The sequence below is a fragment of the Ruminococcoides sp. genome, assembly GCF_057037865.1.
In genome coordinates this window covers 133,553-154,598 of the sequence record NZ_DBLZMS010000003.1, presented here as the reverse complement: position 1 = coordinate 154,598, position 21,046 = coordinate 133,553, and the positions used below count along the sequence as shown (strand labels likewise).

The 21,046-nt window shown below is 39.5% G+C and carries 15 protein-coding genes; 13 read left to right on the top strand and 2 right to left on the bottom strand.

Going from position 1 to position 21,046, the window contains the following annotated elements:
• The first annotated feature begins 65 nt into the window (after positions 1-65).
• The 10 genes from AC2HW8_RS04145 to addA all read left to right on the top strand — a co-directional run bounded on the left by AC2HW8_RS04145 (position 66) and on the right by addA (position 15,192).
• A complete protein-coding gene (locus AC2HW8_RS04145; protein ID WP_021884002.1) occupies positions 66-746 on the top strand; it encodes a sugar transferase in 681 nt (226 codons plus the stop codon).
• Positions 747-770: 24 nt separating this feature from the next.
• The gene (locus AC2HW8_RS04140; RefSeq protein ID WP_303693721.1) at positions 771-2,273 is read left to right on the top strand and encodes an O-antigen ligase family protein; all 1,503 of its coding nucleotides are present in this window, start codon (positions 771-773) and stop codon (positions 2,271-2,273) included.
• Positions 2,274-2,357: 84 nt separating this feature from the next.
• Positions 2,358-4,268 carry an NAD(+) synthase gene (locus AC2HW8_RS04135; protein WP_015523761.1) on the top strand — a complete coding sequence of 637 codons (1,911 nt, stop codon included), beginning with the start codon at positions 2,358-2,360 and terminating at the stop codon, positions 4,266-4,268.
• 25 nt (positions 4,269-4,293) lie between these two features.
• Complete coding sequence (locus AC2HW8_RS04130) at positions 4,294-4,794, top strand: LURP-one-related/scramblase family protein (protein ID WP_015523762.1); 501 nt, start codon at positions 4,294-4,296, stop codon at positions 4,792-4,794.
• Between the two features lie 189 nt (positions 4,795-4,983).
• Positions 4,984-5,466 (top strand): Lrp/AsnC family transcriptional regulator, encoded by a 483-nt coding sequence (locus tag AC2HW8_RS04125; protein WP_015523763.1) that lies wholly within the window; start codon positions 4,984-4,986, stop codon positions 5,464-5,466.
• The gene (locus tag AC2HW8_RS04120) at positions 5,466-6,641 is read left to right on the top strand and encodes a pyridoxal phosphate-dependent aminotransferase (RefSeq protein ID WP_438871030.1); all 1,176 of its coding nucleotides are present in this window, start codon (positions 5,466-5,468) and stop codon (positions 6,639-6,641) included. The genes AC2HW8_RS04125 and AC2HW8_RS04120 overlap by 1 nt, the downstream gene beginning before the upstream one ends.
• Before the next feature lie 3 nt (positions 6,642-6,644).
• Positions 6,645-7,514: a 4-(cytidine 5'-diphospho)-2-C-methyl-D-erythritol kinase gene (gene ispE, locus AC2HW8_RS04115; protein WP_484327189.1), complete on the top strand. Its 870-nt coding sequence runs from the start codon at positions 6,645-6,647 to the stop codon at positions 7,512-7,514.
• 73 nt (positions 7,515-7,587) lie between these two features.
• Entirely contained in the window at positions 7,588-8,190 is a 603-nt protein-coding gene (gene spoIIR / locus AC2HW8_RS04110) for a stage II sporulation protein R (RefSeq protein WP_368000830.1), read from the top strand.
• Positions 8,191-8,293: 103 nt separating this feature from the next.
• Complete coding sequence (locus AC2HW8_RS04105; RefSeq protein ID WP_484327188.1) at positions 8,294-11,632, top strand: PD-(D/E)XK nuclease family protein; 3,339 nt, start codon at positions 8,294-8,296, stop codon at positions 11,630-11,632.
• Positions 11,632-15,192, top strand: coding sequence for a helicase-exonuclease AddAB subunit AddA (addA, locus tag AC2HW8_RS04100; RefSeq protein WP_484327187.1), 3,561 nt, complete (start codon positions 11,632-11,634; stop codon positions 15,190-15,192). The genes AC2HW8_RS04105 and addA overlap by 1 nt, the downstream gene beginning before the upstream one ends.
• A gap of 42 nt (positions 15,193-15,234) precedes the next feature.
• Here the strand turns inward: addA and AC2HW8_RS04095 are convergent, their stop codons facing one another.
• Together AC2HW8_RS04095 and pyrB are read right to left on the bottom strand one after the other, a co-directional pair.
• Positions 15,235-15,825 carry an HdeD family acid-resistance protein gene (locus AC2HW8_RS04095; protein WP_304017209.1) on the bottom strand — a complete coding sequence of 197 codons (591 nt, stop codon included), beginning with the start codon at positions 15,823-15,825 and terminating at the stop codon, positions 15,235-15,237.
• Positions 15,826-15,835: 10 nt separating this feature from the next.
• On the bottom strand, positions 15,836-16,903 hold the full coding sequence (gene pyrB, locus AC2HW8_RS04090) for an aspartate carbamoyltransferase (RefSeq protein ID WP_117524168.1): 1,068 nt from the start codon (positions 16,901-16,903) through the stop codon (positions 15,836-15,838).
• Positions 16,904-17,313: 410 nt separating this feature from the next.
• On the opposite strand from pyrB, the gene AC2HW8_RS04085 reads away from it, so the two are divergent.
• The 3 genes from AC2HW8_RS04085 to AC2HW8_RS04075 are packed head-to-tail and all read left to right on the top strand — an operon-like array spanning position 17,314 to position 21,030.
• Complete coding sequence (locus AC2HW8_RS04085; RefSeq protein ID WP_015523770.1) at positions 17,314-18,054, top strand: IspD/TarI family cytidylyltransferase; 741 nt, start codon at positions 17,314-17,316, stop codon at positions 18,052-18,054.
• Entirely contained in the window at positions 18,044-19,123 is a 1,080-nt protein-coding gene (locus AC2HW8_RS04080) for an NAD-dependent epimerase/dehydratase family protein (RefSeq protein WP_484327186.1), read from the top strand. The genes AC2HW8_RS04085 and AC2HW8_RS04080 overlap by 11 nt, the downstream gene beginning before the upstream one ends.
• A 23-nt stretch (positions 19,124-19,146) precedes the next feature.
• Positions 19,147-21,030: a LicD family protein gene (locus AC2HW8_RS04075; RefSeq protein ID WP_484327185.1), complete on the top strand. Its 1,884-nt coding sequence runs from the start codon at positions 19,147-19,149 to the stop codon at positions 21,028-21,030.
• Positions 21,031-21,046 lie beyond the last annotated feature (16 nt).

The window sequence follows — 21,046 nt, the reverse complement described above, 5'->3', positions numbered from 1 at the left end:
CTTTTATCGCATAAATCCGTTCCGCCGTATGTTCAATATACACACAGAATGGAGTTTTTTATTTAATGAAATCATTTCAAAAGCTTCCGCCGCAGTTTCAGTGTGCCGAAGTAAAAGAATACTATGACATTCTCTGCAAAAAACAGGGAAGTTTTGTTTTAAAGCGAATTCTTGATATTTTTGCTTCTGTTATTCTTCTTGTGTTTCTCATCATTCCGATTGCAATTATTGCGATTTTAGTTAAAACCGACTCAAAAGGTCCTGTGTTTTACAGACAGGAAAGGGTTACAACCTACGGAAAGAAGTTTAGAATTCTTAAATTCCGTACAATGGTAACGGGAGCCGACAGGCTCGGAACACTTGTCACAACCGACAGCGATTCCCGAGTTACAAAAACAGGAAGAATTTTGCGAAAATATCGTCTTGACGAGCTGCCGCAGATTTTCAATGTTCTTTCGGGCAGTATGTCAATAGTCGGAACCCGTCCGGAGGTTCAGCATTATGTAGATATGTACGAACCTGAATATCTTGCAACACTCCTTATGCCTGCCGGAATAACCTCGTTGGCGTCAATTATGTATAAGGACGAAGAAAAGCTGTTGAAAGGCGAGATAGATGTTGACAGGGTTTATGTTGAAAAAATTCTTCCCGAAAAAATGAAGTTCAATCTTTCATATGTCAAAAATTTCAGCTTTGGTTCCGATATAAAGCTGATGTTCAAAACCGTAAAAGAAGTTTTCAGCTGATTTCGTTTTGATTGGAGTATTCAGATGACCGATTTTAAACAAAAGCTCAGAGGATTTTTTTCCGATTCATCGCTTTTTAGAAGAATCTACATTATAGATTTGTTTTTTACAAACATTGCGTTTCTCCAGATTCCTGCGTATGTACTTCTTGTTTTTCTCTTTATATGGGGTGTATGCCTTTCGGTATATAATCAAAGACATAATAATACTTTTTTTAAACTGCGCTTCGGAATATGGATTGGAGCATTTCTTGCCGTAACGGTATTTACGATGCTCATCAATTTTTCACAGACATTTCTTTACAGCCTTCTTATGCTTCTGCACGTTGTAATGTGTTTTTTTCTTTTTTACGGAATGCACACAGAGCCTGAATTTGATTACAGAATAGAGCTTTATCACATTGCAAAATTCATACTATACGCAACCACGGTAATGAACATAATCGGCATAACCTGCCTTATGTTCGGCTTTAAATTTGAATGGTACTGGATTAAATTTACCGTTTACGAAAACAGGTTCACCGGTTGTTATGTCAACCCGAATCTCCTCGGCTTCATATCTGTGGTGTCGTTTTTCTGTTGCCATATACTTTCAAAAGGGCATTTTATGCGCAGAATTGCCGAAAAAAATCCTGAACCCGGCATCAGTAAGATATGGATTGTAGCCTGTCTTGCCACAAATGCGTTTTCGCTCATTCTGTGCGATTCAAACGCCTCACTTGTGCTTGCTCTCGGATATGCAATTGTTTATATAGTTTATATGTTCTTTGCCGACAAGGCGGGACTTTCACCTTCAAAAATTATTTTGAAAATTACAGCGCTGTTTCTTGTGGGAGTTTTCCTTACAGGCTCTGCCTTGATGTTCAGAACGATTTGTCAGGAAGGCTTTTCCGTTGTTGTATCAAAGACAACCTCTGTTGTCGATTTGCTTTTAGGCAAAACCGAAAGCGAGCTTGTGCAGGAAGGACTGACTCCCGAACAGGGAGAACAGCTTGAAAAGGATAAAATCACCTTTTCACACGAAAACAAAAACATTGACAGTGGAAGAAAGAAGCTTTGGCTTGAATCAATCAATCTTTTCAAACTGTCGCCGATTATCGGAATTTCCAACGGAAATATTGTTCTCTACAGCGCCGAATATTCAAACGGTGCTTTGGAATATTCGTATCACAAAAGTGATTTGCATAACGGTTTTCTTACAATTCTTGTTTCAACGGGTGTAATCGGTTTTGTTCTTTTCGGAATTTTTGGTTTTCGATTTGCAAAACACTCCGCACAGCACCTGTTTTTGCAGAAAAAAACATATCGTGACGATGTTTATCCCTGTCTGTTTGCTTTTCTTTTCGCATATTTGATTTTTGCCTGTTTTGAAAAGGCATTGCTTTATGACATATCGTTTATGGTGGTGTGGTTCTGGCTGATTATGGGATATATGAGTTGCTACATCACAAAGTTTGAACCGACGCTTGAAAGTCAGTATCTTTTTCACGGAAAAAGACTCAGACGGGTAACAAGAACAATGCTCTGATGCTTGTATAATCGGAAAATTTGATGTATAATAACCGTAGGAGCGTTTTGTTTCTGCGGTTATTATTTTGTGAGGTATAATTTTATGAAATACGGTTTCATCAAGGTTGCATCCGCAACACCGAAAATCAGGGTTGCAGACTGTAAAACCAACACAATAAATATTATTGAACAGATTAAAGAGGCACACAAAAACGGTGCGTCACTGGTTGTGTTTCCCGAACTTTGCGTAACAGGCTACACCTGTTCCGATTTGTTTTATCAGCGTGTTTTGCTTAATGCGGCTGAAAAATCAGTTGAGAAAATTCTTAAAGAAACAGCAGACCTTGACATAATCTCAATTGCAGGAGTTCCCGTCGCAATTGAATCGGCACTCTATAATTGTGCCGCAGTAATTTATAAGGGCGATATCCTCGGCATTGTTCCGAAGGTCAACATCCCTAACTACAGCGAATTTTACGAGGTTCGTCACTACACAAGCGGCAAGAACCTCTATGATGAAATTTCATATGCAGGCGTCGAAACCATAATTTCAGACAATCTTGTGTTCTGTTGTGACAAAATGCGTGATTTCAGCTTCGGCGTTGAAGTTTGCGAGGATTTGTGGGTTGCCGCATCTCCGTCTGTTGAACACGCAAAACACGGCGCAACTATAATCTGCAACCCGTCAACATCGGATGATGTAATAGGCAAGGCACAGTATCGCCGTGACCTTGTAAAAATGCAGAGCGGTAAGCTTTGTTGTGCATATATTTACAGCGATTCGGGCTTTGGCGAAAGCACAACGGATATGGTATTTTCGGGACAGAACATAATCTCCGAAAACGCATCTCTGCTTGCTGAAAGCAAGCGCTTTACAACAGGCATTATCTATGCCGATATTGATGTTCAAAAGCTTTCGGCAGAACGCAGAAAGACAAATACTTTTACAAAAAGTGATGACAATAACTTTACCTCGGTATATTTTGATATGCCGTTAAAACATACCGAACTTACAAGAGAGTTCTCTCAGACTCCGTTCATTCCGTCAAACAAATCAGACCTTGATGCCCGTTGTGAGGAGATTATAACAATGCAGGCAACTGGTCTTGCAACAAGACTTGCTCACACGGGAATTCAAAATGCGGTTTTAGGACTTTCAGGAGGTCTTGACAGTACGCTTGCCCTCATCGTCTGCGTTCATGCTTTTGATATGCTCGGTATTGACAGAAAGAATATTCATACTGTAACAATGCCGTGTTTCGGCACAACAAAGCGTACAAAATCAAACGCACAGCTTTTGGCTGAGGCTTACGGAGTGTCTTTTGAAGATATTAACATTACAAAAGCTGTTCGTCAGCATTTTGCAGATATCAACCACGATGAAAGCGTTACAAATATAACCTACGAAAACTCACAGGCGAGAGAAAGAACACAGATTCTCATGGATCTTTCAAACAAATATAACGGTCTTGTTATCGGCACAGGCGACCTTTCTGAGCTTGCTCTCGGTTGGGCAACCTACAACGGTGACCATATGAGTATGTATGCCGTAAATGTGTCGATTCCGAAAACCCTTGTTCGCTATCTCACTGCCTATGAGGCACAGCACAGCGAGGGAGTTTTAAAAACCGTTCTTCTTGATGTTCTCGACACACCTGTAAGTCCCGAGCTTCTTCCGCCAGATAAAAACGGCGAAATTGCACAGAAAACCGAAGATGTGGTTGGCCCTTATGAACTCCACGACTTTTTCTTATATTATTTGGTAAGATTTGGCTTTGAGCCGAATAAAATATACTACCTTGCAAAGAAATCATTTGCAGGAAAATACGACAATGCCACAATCAAAAAGTGGCTCACAACCTTTGTCAGAAGATTCTTTACTCAGCAGTTCAAGCGTTCATGTCTGCCTGACGGACCGAAGGTTGGTTCTGTAACACTTTCGCCTCGTTCAGACTGGAGAATGCCGAGTGATGCGTGTGTAAACCTTTGGCTTGAAAATCTTGAAGAAGATTAAGAAATAAAATTTTGACGGTGATTTTATGAAATTGTTTATTACACGAGATGTATCTCCGTCCGATGTTTGTTTTCTGATTCGTGATGAATTGGGCAGGGATAAATATACTGCTGTTATGAAACGCAGAAAGAGAAGTATGCGTGGTGTTGTCAACAACATTGTAAGGCTTAATATTCTTGATGAGAATAAAAACCTTGTTGCAAGACTTCGACAGTTGCCCGTTGCAGGGGTAAATTCATTTACTCTAAAAACAGACAAAACAGCGGCAACCCTCGTGGTGCTTATGACCAACAATATGGTTCAATGCAGGTTCTACGGCAATAATTGGAGAATTCTCGGTGATGTAATTTCAAAAAATTTCAGCATTGTTGATGTTGACAACGCACAGATATGCAATCACATCAAGCACCCTTTAGGATGCGAACTTGAAATTGCCGATGCGCAAAACGAGTTGATATGTTTGATGACCGCCTTATGCGTCAATATGATAAATACAGTTGACAAGCGAGAGGTACAGGTTGTATAATCTATGTGCAGACAGTTCCACCGCTAAAGCCATGTGAACTGCCACAGAGCAAGCAAATAACAGTGCAAACAGCGCAGATAAATATTAAAAATTGAAATTGTCAAAGCGACATCCTTTGATGTCGCTTTTTGCAAATTCAGCTTGCAACGCAAAATTTTGCGTTTAATATATTCTCAGGGAGGAATAAATATGGACAAATTATTAAAGCTTTTAAGTGAAAATTCCGGTTTTACAACAGCGGAAATAGCGGCAATGCTCGGCGAGCCTGAGGATTACATTAAGGCGCAGATTAAGGAATACGAAAATTCGGGGGTAATCAAGGGCTATCAGGCAGTCGTAAACTGGGATATGGTTGACGACAGCTATGTTGAGGCTTTAATCGAACTTCAGGTAACTCCTAAAAAGGAAACAGGCTTTGACGAAATGGCAGAACTCTGCATGGGCTTTGAAGAGGTTGAATCTCTCTATCTTATGGCAGGTACATACGACTTTGCTCTCATTGTACGAGGCGAGTCAATGCAGGATATCGCAATGTTTGTTGCCAAAAAGCTTTCTACAATTGACGGTGTGCTTTCAACGGGTACACACTTTATTATGCGTCGCTACAAGGACAGAGGAGCGTGCCTCTTCAGCGATGAAGAGAAGCGTGACGGGAGGCATTTAATTCTGTGATAGATTACAATAATTTTATTAATAAAAAGATTTCAACGGTAAAACCTTCGGGTATCCGTAAGTTTTTTGATATAGCTAACGAAATGGACGATGTCATTTCTCTGAGTATCGGCGAACCCGATTTCCAGACGCCGTGGCACATCCGTGAAGAAGGTATTAACAGTCTGAAAAAAGGTAAGACGTGGTATTCCCCGAACAGAGGCTTTGCCGAACTTCGTGAAGAAATTGCAGCTTACTACAAAAGAAGATTCGGTATTGAGTATGATGCCAAAAAGCAGACACTTGTAACTGTCGGCGGCAGCGAAGCAATTGACCTTGTTTTCAGGACATTGCTTGATCCCGGTGATGAGGTTATCATTCCCGAACCTTCATTTGTTTGTTACGAACCGCTTACGGTGATGGCAGACGGCGTGCCTGTTATTATCAACACAAAAAACGAAGATAATTTCAGACTTAAAGCGTCAGACCTTCGTGCCGCAATTACTCCAAAGACAAAACTTCTTGTACTTCCGTTCCCGAACAACCCAACGGGTGCAATTATGGAAAGGGAAGATCTTGAAGAAATTGCAGAGGTAATTAAGGAACATAACATTTTTATCCTTTCGGACGAAATTTATTGTGAGCTTACATACGGCAATAAGAACCATGTTTCAATTGCTGAAATTGACGGTATGTATGAGCGCACCATTGTTGTAAACGGCTTTTCAAAATCATATGCCATGACAGGCTGGCGGCTTGGTTATGCACTCGGTCCTGTTCCTGTTATTGCTCAGATGACAAAGCTCCACCAGTACGGAATTATGTCTGCTCCTACAACCGCACAGTATGCCGCTATTGAGGCTCTGCGCAACGGTGACAGGGATGTAGAGATGATGCGTGGCGAGTATGATATGAGGAGAAGGCTTGTTGTGGACAGCTTTAACGCAATGGGACTCACCTGCTTTGAACCTTTGGGTGCATTCTATGTGTTCCCGTGTATCAAAAGCACAGGTCTTACAAGTGAGGAATTCTGTACAAGACTTATTGTGGACAAGCATGTTGCTGTTGTTCCGGGTACTGCGTTCGGTGAATCGGGCGAAGGCTTTGTCCGTGTGTCATATTCATATTCTATCAAGCATCTTAAAATTGCGCTTGAAAGAATCAAAGAGTTTCTTGATGAACTGAAAAAGGGTTAAAATATGGAAGTAAAAGTTCTTGCTCCTGCAAAAATAAATCTTTCTCTCGATGTTCTTTCAAAGAGAGCAGACGGTTATCACAATATTTCAACTGTTATGCAAGCCGTTGATTTGTATGATACAATCACAATCACAGACAATGAAAGCGGTACGGTGACAATTTCATGTAACTGTGAGGGCGTGCCTTGCGATGATTCAAACATTTGTGCAAAGGCGGCTTACAAGTTCTTTGATTATTGTAAAACGGATGTTAAGGGCATTCATATCGACATTGACAAGAAAATTCCCACACAGGCAGGTCTTGCCGGCGGAAGCAGTGACGGTGCGGCTGTTATTTTAGGCTTGAACAATATGTTCGGAACAATGCTCAAGCCGTCAGAGCTGAGAGAAATCGGTGAAAAAGTAGGTGCGGATGTGCCTTTCTGCCTTGAGGGCGGAACAAAGCTTTGCACGGGAATAGGTACTGCAATCAAAAAAGTTGCCTCTTTTCGTTGTGACAGCATTGTAATCTGCAAACCCGACTCAGTCAGCGTGTCTACTGCCGATGCATACAAAAAGGTTGACGCACTCAATCCTCACGCCTGCTATACCGATGAAATGGTTAAGGCACTGTTCAGCAGAGATATGTTTATGATTTCAACAACAATCTTCAATGACTTTGAACTTGCTCTGCAAATTCCGGAAGTTAATGAAATCAAGGGTATTATGCTCAAGTCAAAGGCAAGGGGAGCAGGTATGAGCGGTTCGGGTTCAGCCGTGTTCGGTGTGTTCACTTCATCACGCAGAGCCAAGAAGTGCTATGACAAGCTTTGTGAAAGCTACAAAGAAGTTTTTCTCTGCAAGCCCGTTTCAGACGGTTGCAAGGTGCTTTGATAAAATTTAATAATTCTGATTAAAATTACAATAACCTGTCCATACTTATTTCAAGAGAGGACAGGTTATTTTTATGAAAACAAATAAATCAATACTTTTAATTAAATCAGTAATAATTGCATTCGTACTTACAACACTCTATTCGGTAATTCCGTTTCAGGCGGTGTGTGCTGAAATCCCTAACAATGTTTTTCGTTTTCACATACTTGCAAATTCAGACACGGAAGAAGATCAGACTCTGAAGCTCAAGGTGCGTGACAAGGTTCTTGAAAGGACAAAAATTCTTTTTGATACGGCAAATTCAAAGTCGGATGCCGAAGAATTTGTAAAAGCAAACCTTGAAACTATAGAAGAAATTGCACAAAATGAGGTGTACAAAAACGGCTATAACTATCCTGTAAAAGCTGAAATTGTCAATATGCACTTTGATACCCGCCATTACGAAAGCTACACTCTGCCTGCCGGAATGTACGACGCACTTCGCATAACAATCGGCAATGCAAAAGGTCATAATTGGTGGTGCGTAATGTACCCGTCAATCTGCATTTCAACGGCAGACGAGGGAAAAGACAGGGCAAAAGATGTTCTTTCGGATGATGAATACAGCGTAGTAACTGATGATAAGGTGGAATATAAATTTTTCATAGTAGAACTTTTTCAGAAAATTTTTGTTTAATAACAGCAAAGTTCTTTAAATAACCCACGGAATATGTTATTATTTGTACAGATATTTAAAATAAAATTACTTTGTTGTAAATTAAATTTATGGAAGTGATGAAATGTTGAGATTTATTCTCGGAAAAAGCGGCAGCGGAAAAAGTACCGAGACTTTGAAGATTGCAGGTGAACTTGCCGACAGCAATCTTCCCGTAATGCTGATTGTGCCTGACCAGAGCACATTTGAATGTGAAAAGACTCTGCTTGATGTGTTCGGCGCAAAAAAAGCCGAGAAAGTCCTTGTGTTCGGTTTTTCAAGACTTTGCAAATATGTTTTTGAGTTGACGGGAAACTCAGCCGATAATGTTATTGACGAGGGTACAAGAGCCGTTGTAATGAGCCTTGCGCTTGAAGAACTTACCGAAAAACTCCGTCTGCTTTCATCAAAGGGCAATAAAAGCCTTGTTGATGTTATGCTGCAGACTGTTTCCGATTTGAAGAAAAGTTCGGTTACAAGCGATGAACTCAGAAGTGCGTCAATGCTTGTTGACAATGAAACCTTAAAGACAAAACTCAACGAAACCGCCCTCATAAGCGATACATTCGACGCTCTTGTCAGCCAAAGCTATATTGATCCTATGGATGACTTGACAAGGCTTAATGATATTCTCTTAAAGAATAATGTTCTCAGGGATTATACGATAATCTTTGACGGATTTTCAGGCTTCACAATGCAACAGCTCAATGTGGTACGAAGCCTTGTTCGTGACTGTACCGCTACATATTTTACCCTTACTCTTGATCCCCTTACAGACGGTTCTGAGGAAGTATTCGCAACCTCACAACAGACATATAAAATTCTCAAGGAATATGCAAAGCGTGACGGAGTTGATATTAAAGCTCCGATAAAGCTTACCGATTTGCACCGCTTTAAAAATGATAATCTTGCTTTGCTTGAACAGAATATTTTCAGACCGCACATTGAACCGCTTGAAATTGCTCCTGAAAATATCTGTGTTTATAATGCCGTTGATATGTATGACGAGTGCGAATATGTTGCCGGTAAAATCAAGCACCTTGTTATAGAAAAAGGTTATCTCTACTCCGACATTTCCGTAATTTGTCACGATACAGAACCGTACAGAGGTGTTTTGTCCGAAATTCTTGAAAAATACGAAATCCCGTATTTCAGCGATGAACACGCCGATATTGATGTAAAACCGGTAATAAGGCTTGTAAACTCAATTTTCAGATGCCTTATTTACGATTTTGACAGAGAAGATGTGCTTGCACTTTTGAAATCGGGTTTAACTGAATTTTCTGTTGAAGAAATAAGCCTTTTTGAAAACTACCTTTTTGTATGGAATGTTTCAGGCTCGGCTTTTAAAAATAAATTTGTTCAGAACCCAAAAGGCTATTCTGACAGGTTTTCGGATTATGACAGAGAGGTCCTTGCAAAGGTTGAAAATCTGCGTGAATCAGTTATTGAACCGTTACTCCTTTTCAAAGAAAATGCGAAGGATAAAAACGGACTTGAAATTTCAAAGCTGTTCTATGCCCTTCTTGAAGAACTTAAAGTTCCCGATGCGTTACGCAGAATGTATGCGGAATTTGAACGCTCATACGATAAATCGGTTGGTGCGGAGCAGATAAGAGTTTGGAATATGTTTATGGCTGTTCTTGACAAAACCGCCGCTGTAATCGGTACAAAAGCAATGACTGTAAAGCGTTATTACGAGCTTTTGAGCTTACAGATTAACGCAATGCAATTGTCAGATATTCCGAGAACAATAGATTGCGTAACGATAACAACCGCTCAAAGGGTACGAATTTCTAAGCAGAAAGCGTCATTTCTCATTGGCTGTGTTGACGGAATTTTCCCGGCAATACCGCATACATCAGGCATATTCTCACCGTTTGAGTTAAAGATGCTTGCAATGAATGAAATTGAACTCGGTGACGATTTTGCCGCACACAATAACCTTGAAACATTTATGGCATATTCCTGTATGACCTCTGCAAGTGAGTTCCTTTCCGTATCATTTTATTCATCGGATATAACGGGAACAACCTATCAGCCGTCCGAAATTGTCCTGCAATGTAAAAAGGTATTTAAAAATATCATTGCATATGACAAATTCGATTTTGACGGTAAAAAAGAAAGTATGTACGCACTCCGCCCTGCTTTTGATACAGTTGCCGATATGATCGGAAAAGGCAAAAAAGTGCCCGAATCATTGCTTGAAATTTTTGCACAAAATCCCGAATATTCTGCAAAGCTTGATTCGCTCATAAATGCAAAGGACAAAGTTCCCTTTAAGATATTTGACAAGAAAAATGCCGAAAAGCTTTTTGGTAAAAATCTCAATATTTCAGCGTCACAGCTTGAAAAATTCAATCTCTGCAGATTTTCCTATTTTTGTAATTACGGCTTGAATGTTCGGGAAAGACAAAGAGCAGAAATCAACCCCATGCAGTACGGAACGATTGTTCATTACATACTTGAACGCTTTTTCGGCGAATATACTAAGGAAGAGTATTTATCGCTTGAAGAAGATAAATTTCAAAAAATTGTCTGCGCATATCTTGCGGAATATGCAGTTAAATATTTCGGTGAAGAACAGCTTGAGTCAAATTCATTCACATACCGCCTAAAGACAATTCTTGATAATGTGATGTATCTGATGAAACATATTATGGAGGAACTTTCCCAGAGTGAATTTTTTGTTGCCGATTGTGAACTTAAAATTGGCGAGGATATTCCGTCATATACAATCGTACTGCCCGACGGTCACAAAATTGCAGTCTGCGGAAGTGTTGACAGAGTAGATATTATGCAGAGAGCCGATATAACATATTTGCGTATTATTGATTATAAAACAGGCACAAAACAGTTTAAACTTTCCGATATTCTCTACGGAATCAATCTTCAGATGCTTTTGTATCTCCATTCAATCGAGGCTTCGGGCGGTGACAAATACGGAGAAATTGTACCTGCCGGGATTTTGTATATGCCTGCAACCGTTCCGTATATTTCGTCAGACAGTCTGAAATCAATTGACAAGCTGCCCGATGAACTTAATAAAAAGCTCAAGATGAACGGACTTTTGCTCAAAGATACAGAAATAATTCACGGAATGGATAAGACAGACGCAGCAACATACATTCCTGTAAAAATTAAAGCGGGCGAACCTGTTTCTTCAACAAGCCTTGCAACACTTGCAGAATTCGGAAAAATCTTTAAAAAGGTTGATATGCTCATCGCTGAAATGGGCAAGAATATCTATAACGGCAACATTGAGGCGAAACCGCTCAAAGGCGGTCACGATTCATGCGAATACTGCCCTTACGACAGCGTATGTGCCTACAGACAGAGTAACCCGATAACTTGTTTTTCTGTCGATAACAAGACCGTTATCGAAGAAATTACAAACGAAATTAACGGAAAGGAGGAAGAGTAATGTCAAGAAATTGGACTCCGCAACAGAAAAATGCAATCTATGCAACAGACGGTTCTGTGCTTGTATCGGCTGCCGCCGGTTCGGGCAAAACTGCCGTGCTTGTAGAGCGTGTAATAAAGCTTATTACACGGGAGAAAAATCCCCTTGATGTTGACCGCCTTCTTATCGTAACATTCACAAGGGCGGCGGCTGCCGAAATGCGTGAAAGAATACAGGCGGCAGTCAACAAACTTCTTGAAGATGATCCGTATAACGCTCATTTGCTTGCACAGCGACAGCTTTTGTACAGTGCAAATATCTCTACAATAGACAGCTTTTGCGGAGATATTGTCCGTGAATATTTTCATACGCTCGATGTTGCAAGAGATTTTCGTATTGCCGATGAGGGTGAGCTTGAAATTCTCAGACAAGATGCACTTGATAATACATTTGAAAGCTTTTATGACAGCGAAGATGACTGCTTTTATTCTTTGCTTGATCTTTTTAAAGGAAAACAGGGCGACCAAAAACTGCGTGAAACAGTCCTTAAAATATCTGAGTTTCTTACAACTCAGCCGTTCCCCGATAAATGGCTTGATGATATGCTCGAAAACTATTCTGAAACCGATATTGAAAAAACTGTGTGGGGCAAAATTATAATCGACTATGCTCTGAGTGCCGTGCTTCACGGAATCAATCTGACTGAAAATTCTATTCTTCGATTAAAAGATGACGAAAAACTTCAGGATGCAGTCGAACCCCTGCTTGTCGGTGATTTAGCGTATTTTACCCTTGTTCAATTAAAATTTGTTTCTTCATCATGGGATGAAATCAGACAGGCAATATTTTCTTTTGAAACAGGAAGAATGAAAAGTCCGAAAGGATACAAGGATAATCCGATTAAAATTTCTGTTTCATCCAACAGAGATGAGGTCAAAGAAACGGTGAAGAAACTCCAATCATTGTTTTTTTGGAGTGAGGAAGATGCAAGGCTTGAATTGTCACAGCTTCATAGGTCCATATCTACCTTGTTTACACTTGTTCGTGCATATGACAAAAAGCTTTCCGAACTCAAAGCGAAGAAAAATATTCTCTCGTTTGCCGATATTGAATCGCTTACTGTAAAACTTCTTGCAAAGCCCGATGATGATAACGGCTATACTAAAACTGTTCAGGCTCAGGAGATTTCAAACAGATTTGATGCTGTTATGGTTGACGAATTTCAAGATGTAAATGATGTTCAAGACCTTATCTTCAAGTCGGTAAGCAATGATGAAAGCAATCTTTTTGTGGTTGGCGATGTAAAGCAGAGCATCTATGGATTTCGTCAGGCAAAGCCCGAAATTTTTATTGAACGCAAAAATGAATATAAACGATTCAATGAAGAAAATCCAGAATATCCTGCAACTATAATTCTTGACAGAAATTTCCGCAGTCGTTTTGAGGTGTGTGATGCGGTCAATTTTATTTTTGAAAGAATAATGACCAAGGAATCCGCAAAAATGGAATATAATTCCGATGAAAGGCTGGTAAACGGTGCTGAGTTTCCAAAGTCTGATGATTGCAATTTTGAAATTTCATTGATTGAATCAGAAAACTCAGACCTTGAAAAAGAAGAAATTGAGGCAAAGTACATAGCGGATAAAATTCACGATATGATTAATTCGGGCTTTAGAGTTAAGGACGGAGATATAATGCGTGAAGCCCGTTACGGCGACTTTGCAATAATTCTTCGCAGTCCAAGCGGAAAGGCCGCAACTTATGTCAATATCCTGAACAACAGCGGTATTCCTGCCTACAGCGAGAATAAGTCCGGTTTTTTTGATGCAGTTGAAATCAAAATTATGCTCAACCTTCTGCGTGTAATTGACAACCCGGGGATTGATATTCCGCTTTTGTCGGTTTTGTGCAGTCCTATGTATGCTTTCACTCCCGATGAGCTTGCCGAAATGCGTTGTGAAAGCAGAAAATCTTCGCTTTACTCTTCTGTCTGTGAATATGCAAAAACAAACGATAAGGCAAGAAAATTTGTTGATGAACTTAAAATTCTGCGTGATTGTGCCTGTACAAATTCCGTTGACGCTCTCATTTCAAAGGCGTGTGAAATGACGGGGTTTATGTCGATTTCGCTTGCAGTCAGCGGTAATGACTCGTCACTTAAAAACCTGGAGCTGTTGCGTGAATATGCAAGAAGTTTTGAAAGCAACGGCTATAAAACTCTTTCTGATTTTATTTCATATACCGACAAGCTTATTGCCAATAAGACAAACCTTGACGCATCATCACAAAATGAGGGCGACTCTGCAAATGCCGTGAGAGTTCTCAGTATCCATGCGTCAAAGGGACTTGAATTTCCGGTTTGCTTTATTGCCGACATAACCCACCAATTCAATAAAACCGACCTTAGAAACGATATTCTTCTCGACAGCAAGGCAGGACTCGGCATCAAGACTCAGAGCAATGGTGTTGTTTACAACACATTCCCACGCCTTGCAACAGGGCTTAAAATTGAAGAAAACCTTATTGCCGAGGAAATGCGTGTGCTTTATGTTGCACTCACAAGAGCAAAGGAAAAGCTTATCTGTGTCGGTGCAGTAAAGAAGTGCAGTGATTATCTTGAAAGGCTGTATTCAAAGCTCGTTTCCGAAAGTGTAATTGAACCCTATACTGTCACAAGCTGTCAAAGCTATTGCGACTGGCTCTGTCTTTGTGCATTAGTTCACCCGTCACTCAATAATCTGCGTAACGATATTATGCCGGGTTCAAAGGTAATTCCGCACAACGGAGAATCAGATTGGAAATTGCAGATTATCGTTGATGAAAAAATGATTGATAAGGATAATGTCTTTGAGGACGATATTACTTCAACAAATCTGTTACAGGTTGCCGATGTATCCGATGATACTTTTGATTATGCAAAACTTTTGAAAAAGAATCTTGATTTCAAATACAGAAACAGGGATATTCTTTCACTCCCCCAAAAGGTCAGTGCATCCGATATTGCACACAGTCAGAACGGTGATTATTTTGAAAAGATTCTTTCAAAGCCGTTATTCATAGCTGAACAAAATTCCGCTCCTGTTGCAAGAGGTACTGCTCACCACAAGTTTTTGCAATACTGCAATTTTGAACAGGCAAGAGCAAGTCTTGATACTGAAATTGACCGTCTTTTAAATGACAGAAAACTTACACAGGAACAGGTTGATATGATTGACAGAAAAACACTTAATGAATTTTTGTCAACCAAACTAATTGACCGTATAATTGCATCACAGCTTGTAATGCGTGAAAAACGATTTACCGCAAGGCTTAAACCGTCGGACGTATTTGATGAATATAAAGATGTAAAAACCGATGCAACAGTAATAATTCAGGGTGCGGTTGACCTTGCGTTTGTTGAGGACGGAAAGCTTGTTATTGTCGATTACAAAACCGACAGGGTAAAAGATATAACAAAACTTGCAGGACTTTACAAGAAACAACTTTATTTGTACAAATCGGCGATGGAGCAGTCCGAAGAACTTACCGTCAAAGAATGCATTCTTTGCAGTATCCACCTCGGCGCATACATTACCGTATAAAAAGAAAACCGTCCGTAAAATCTGCGGACGGTTTAATCATATTTAGTTTATATCGGTTGCTTCTGCATCAATCATTCTTTGATTGCGGTCGTATTCTTTGTGATAACGGCTGAGCAGAATAATAAGTGAAAATCCCGAAACACCTTCATAAATAAGCGCAATTCCGAGTGCAATCATAAGCAATGCACCAAAAATGTTTGTAAAGAAAATTGTTGTAAGACTGAAAATAATCATTACAATTGCTATAATAAACGGAATCCACCATTTTCTCATACCGAGCGATCTCAGCGTGAGCGAATGTTTCATATCCATAATGCTGTCAACAATAATGATAATGCCAATCGGAATATTGATTATTGCCGCAATTGAAGTGGGTGAAAACAAAGCAAATATACCGAATCCGGTTGAAATAACGCCTATTACAAGTTCAAAGTACATACCGCCTTCTCTGTCAACAAAGAAAGAAATTATGTTGAACAGTCCGTAAACAGTCATTGCACCGCCGAGTGCATAGCACAATACATCAAGCACCTTTTGCGGAAAGACAACCGTCACAATGCCGAGTACGATATAGGCGAGAGAGGTCATTATCATAGTAGCCGCCGGATTTTTCTTTTTCTTATGTTCACTCATTTAATACACCTCAGTCTATTCTCTTGTCGCAGTAACCGCACATTACCATACCAAGCTTTTCGTAGCTGAGGTTCGGAAGATATGGCTCCTGCTGTGTGATACATTTCGGATTGTTGCAGTGATGATTCGATACAACAAACGGTCTGTTTTCAACAAAGAACTCATCATCCTGCAAAAGCAGAAGAATAAGTGCCATTCTGCCGTACATACCGTACTGAGCCTGTTTGAAATACAACGCTCTCGGGTCATCATCAATATCAACTGTAATTTCGTTTACTCTCGGCAATGGGTGAAGAATTATCATATCTTCTTTTGCCTTGTCAAGTTTTTCTTTGTCGAGAACGAAAACATTTTTCTGTGCCTGATAATCTTCTTCGCTTGCAAATCTCTCACGCTGAATTCTCGTCATATACAGAACATCAAGGTCTGTGATTGCATCTGCAAGGCTATGAGAAATTTCATACTTACAGCCGTTCTTTTCAAGAATGTCAATAACATAAAGCGGAACGCTGAGTTCCTTTGTAGAGATAAGTACAAAGCTGTTGTTCGGATATTTTGCAAGTGTCTTGATAAGCGAATGAACTGTTCTGCCGTTGAGAAGATCACCGCATACACCTACTCTGAGGTTATCAAGTCTGCCTTTTTCACAGCTGAGAGTGATAATGTCGGCAAGCGTCTGAGTTGGATGAAGGTGACCGCCGTCACCGCAGTTGATAACGGGAACACCTGCATAGAGAGATGCCGCAGCGGCAGTACCCTCAACAGGATGACGCATTGCGATAATATCGGCATATTCGCCGACAATTGTAATTGTATCTTTAAGGCTTTCGCCCTTTGAAACGGATGAATTCATCGGATTGTCAAAACCGATTGTTCTTCCGCCGAGTTTAAGCATAGCCGTCTGGAATGACATCTGTGTTCTTGTACTCGGTTCATAAAATAATGTAGCAAGAATTTTGCCGTCACAGGCGTGTCGATAGTCGGCGGGACTCTGCATAATCTTTTTAGCTTTTCTGATAATTTTGTCAATCTGCTCGGTAGACATAACCGATAAATCAATCAAATTTTTGTCAAACATAAATAACACAGCTTTCTGCAATTTTTTCTATTTTATCAAAATTTTCTGTATTTATATATACTTAAAAGAAAAATGGGAATAAAGAATAAAACAATTTTACTCATTCCCGCATTTTTCCGCATTAATTTTATAAGGTATTAAAAATATTAAATTGTGCGTCAAAATGATGTGCCTAAATAAAAAGCATTTTGAAAATACGGTATAAGAAATTCACCGTAAACCGGCAAAGTCGATTAAAACATTTGTACAAAGTATTTTTGTTGACAAAAAATGCATTAATGTGGTATCATATTAATAGTTATATCAAAGTGCAGATGCGTTTTTCACTGCGTAATTCTGCTGTTAAAAAATAAATTTGACTGCATTTTAAAAGTGAAGTCTGATTTGTGTTTTGAAAGGATTGTCTTACTATGGTTACAGCTATGTTATTTGCAGGCGGTATCGGTGCAAGAATGAAATATTCCGATATGCCTAAACAGTTTCTTGAGGTTGGCGGAAAGCCGATTATTATTCACACAATGGAGCATTTTGCCCGTCATCCTAAGGTTGATGCGATTGTTGTTGCCTGTAAGGCTGACTGGATCGGCTACCTTAATGAGCTTATTGAGGCATTCAATGTTCCAAAGGTAAAGGCTGTTGTTCCGGGCGGTGCTAACGGTTTTGATTCTATTCACAACGGCGTAATGGCTACTGCCGAATTTTCAAAAGATCCTGAGGATATCATCCTTATCTGTGACGGTGTTCGTCCTATGCTCAGCGAAGAACTCATCACTAACTGTATTAAGGATACAAAAAAGTACAAAACAGCCGTTCCTGTTACTCCGAGTATTGATTCACTTCTTTACAGTGAGGACGGAGAAACCTGCGGCAAGAGTTACCAGAGAAGTACGATGTACATTACACAGGCTCCGCAGGGATATACAATGGAAAGAATTCTTTGGGCTCACGAAGAAGCTTACAAGAGAGGTATTACAAACCCTGTTTCCTCAAGTGAACTTTTTATTGAGCTCGGCGAAAAGGTTCATCTTTTCCTTGGTGAGAGATTCAACATTAAGGTAACAACACCTGAGGATCTCACAACATTGCGATCACAGTTCTATTATGAAAACTACAAGCAGTTTGCAAAGGAAGAACTTAAATATGGATTATAATGTTCAAAGTAATATAAAAAAGACGGTTTTTTCCGATATTAAAGAAATTACAAATACAAATGTTGATTGGAACAGATTTAACGGTAAAACTGTTCTTATAACCGGTGCAGGAGGATTTATCGGTTATTATCTTGTTCTCACATTTCTCGCAAGAAATGACTTTTATAACAATAACATCAAGCTCCTTGCGTTTGTAAGAAACAGAGAGAGAGCCGAGAAAAAGTTTGGCGTTCTTCTTGAAAGAGATGACATTGAGCTTGTTGTTGCCGATGTTACAAATAAGATTGAATGCGAGAGAGCAGATTTTATTATTCATGCCGCAAGTCAGGCAAGTAACATTCAATTTGAAACCGATCCTGTAGGCACTATTAACGCAAATCTCAGCGGTACATCAAACATTCTTGATTTTGCTCTTGAAAGCAAAAGTGAGTCTGTACTTGTTGTTTCAAGCCTTAAAGTGTACGGTGCTTTGCACAACGGTAAAAACAGTATTTCCGAAGATGATATCGGTTATATTGATTTTACTTCCTATAAAAATTGTTATGCAGTGGGTAAGAGAGCGTCTGAAACTCTTGCCGCAAGCTATTGCAAACAGTTTGGACTCAATGTAAAGATTGCAAGACCGAGCTATATTTACGGTGCCAGCAGTCTTACGGATGATCGTGTCTGGGCGCAGTTTATTGCAAATGTTGTTCGTCACGAAAATATTCTTCTCAAAAGCAACGGTGCGGCTAACCGTTCATTCTGCTATGTTACAGACACGGTTTCTGCTCTCATATACATTATGCTTAACGGTGAAAATGTTACACCGTATAACATTTCTTATGAAAAGTCAGATACAACAATAAGAAATTTTGCAAAGACAGCTTGTGAGGTTTTCCCTGAGAGAAATATGACTTTGGCTTTTGCCAATCCCAAAGATGAAAAGGAGCCTGAGGTTGATACTTCCGCTCTTGCAAAAACTCCCGAAATTCTTGACAGTTCAAGACTCTGCAGTCTTGGATGGAAGCCTCTTGTTGACCTTAAAGAAGGAATAAGAAGAGCAGTCGGAATTCTTGAAGAAAATTAATAACAGAAATTAGGAATACAGTTATGTCTGAGTTGTTACTTAACCAATTTGAACAGGACAGAGCACTTGTAGCTTTGCGTTATAAGAATTTGAACATCCGTAAATTATTCGGAAAATCTGTTTTTATAACAGGAGGCGGAGAACTCGCCTTTTCTCTTGTATCATCGCTTCGCATGGTTAACTTAAAAAAACAAGCAGACATAGCTGTATTTTTGCTTGTAGAGGATAACGAAAGTTATGACAGGAGATTCGATTATATCGATTCATCAGATTTTTCCATCGTAAAATATTCTTCACTTAATGCGGTTAATAAATGCGGAGATATACTTATTGAAACGGGATTTTTGCTTTCTGATAGAGTTGAAGATGTTGATGTATTTAAAAATCATATCAACAGGGCAAATAATATTATCTCGGCTGTCAATGCGTTAAAGATAAAAGAAACTGTTCTTGTGTCAGACGCCTCAATTTACGGAACACTCGGCAAAGATTTTGTTATTTCCGAAAAAGAAAAAACACATTCCGCTTTTAATTCGGATTCATTAAAGGCAATGCTGATTCAGTCCGTTGAGAATCTTTATTTTTCTGCGTCTCATATGTATGATTTTTCAATCAAAGCAGTTAGAAGCGGCAAGATTATATCTGCAAATTCAAGTTCCGATTTTGTAAGGAATATGCTGGAATCGGCTGTTCACGGAAAATCTTTGAATGTTAAGAATAGATCACCTAAAGTGTCTTATATAAGTATTAATGACTTGATTTCTGCTGTTCTGTTTGTTCTTTGTAACGGTGAGAACAATCAGGTGTATAACGCCTGCTCAGATACTTCAACCGTAAATTCGGCAGAATTTTCACTTACGCTTTCGGATGCTTTTGATGAGTGCGAGGTTAACATAACTTCTGTAGGTGATTCTACGGACGGCTGTGCCATTGACTGCACAAGACTTAAAAAGCTTGGTTGGTTATCAATGGTCAACTACAAGGACGCACTCCTTATTTCGGGACACGAGGTAATGGATGATGACAGTACATTTATGTTTTCCGATTCATATGACGGCAAGCTTAATGATATTCAACAGATACTTCTGGGCTTTTTACTTGAGGTTGACAGAATTTGCAAAAAGCATAACATAAAGTATTTCTTGGGCGGAGGAAGTCTTTTGGGTGCAGTAAGACATAAAGGCTTTATTCCGTGGGACGATGATGCAGATGTTATGATGCTTAGAAAAGATTACGACAGGTTTTTTTCGGTATTGCCGAGTGAACTCCCGAATTATCTTTTTGCACAGACTCAAAAAAATGAAAAAGACAGCCATTTTCCTTTTACAAAACTGCGAATAAACGATACTCTGCTTTCTACTGAGTTTACATCAAGATTTCCCAATATTCATAACGGAATTTTTCTTGATGTGCTTGCACAGGATTATACTTCAAACAATGCTTTCTTACGAAAAATTCATATGAAAGCAACTGCAAGCTCAAGATGGCTGGTGCTTGATAAATGGAGAGGCACTTCGGTGAATGCAAACAGCAGATTTTCTTCTTTGTGTGCGAATATTCTGAGAAAGATTTTTCCGCTTGGATTTTTGCAAAAGGTTCAAAACAAACTTATTTCACTTCATAAGAATATGAAAAATCCGAAATATCTGTTTGACAGTATGGGAAGAAATGTTTCAAGAGGAGCTTTCCCTGCCGAATGGCTTGATGAGGCGATATGGGTTGATTTTGAAAATGCAAAACTGCCCATTCCTAAAGAATATGATAAGTACCTGAAGTATCTTTACGGGGACTATATGGAAATGATTCCTGTAAGTGAAAGACATGTAAGTCACGATATCAAGCAAATTGATCTCGGAGAATATGCAGGATATGTCTGCAAAGACAGTTTTGCAAAGCTTGAAAAATAATTCTAAATTGCATTAT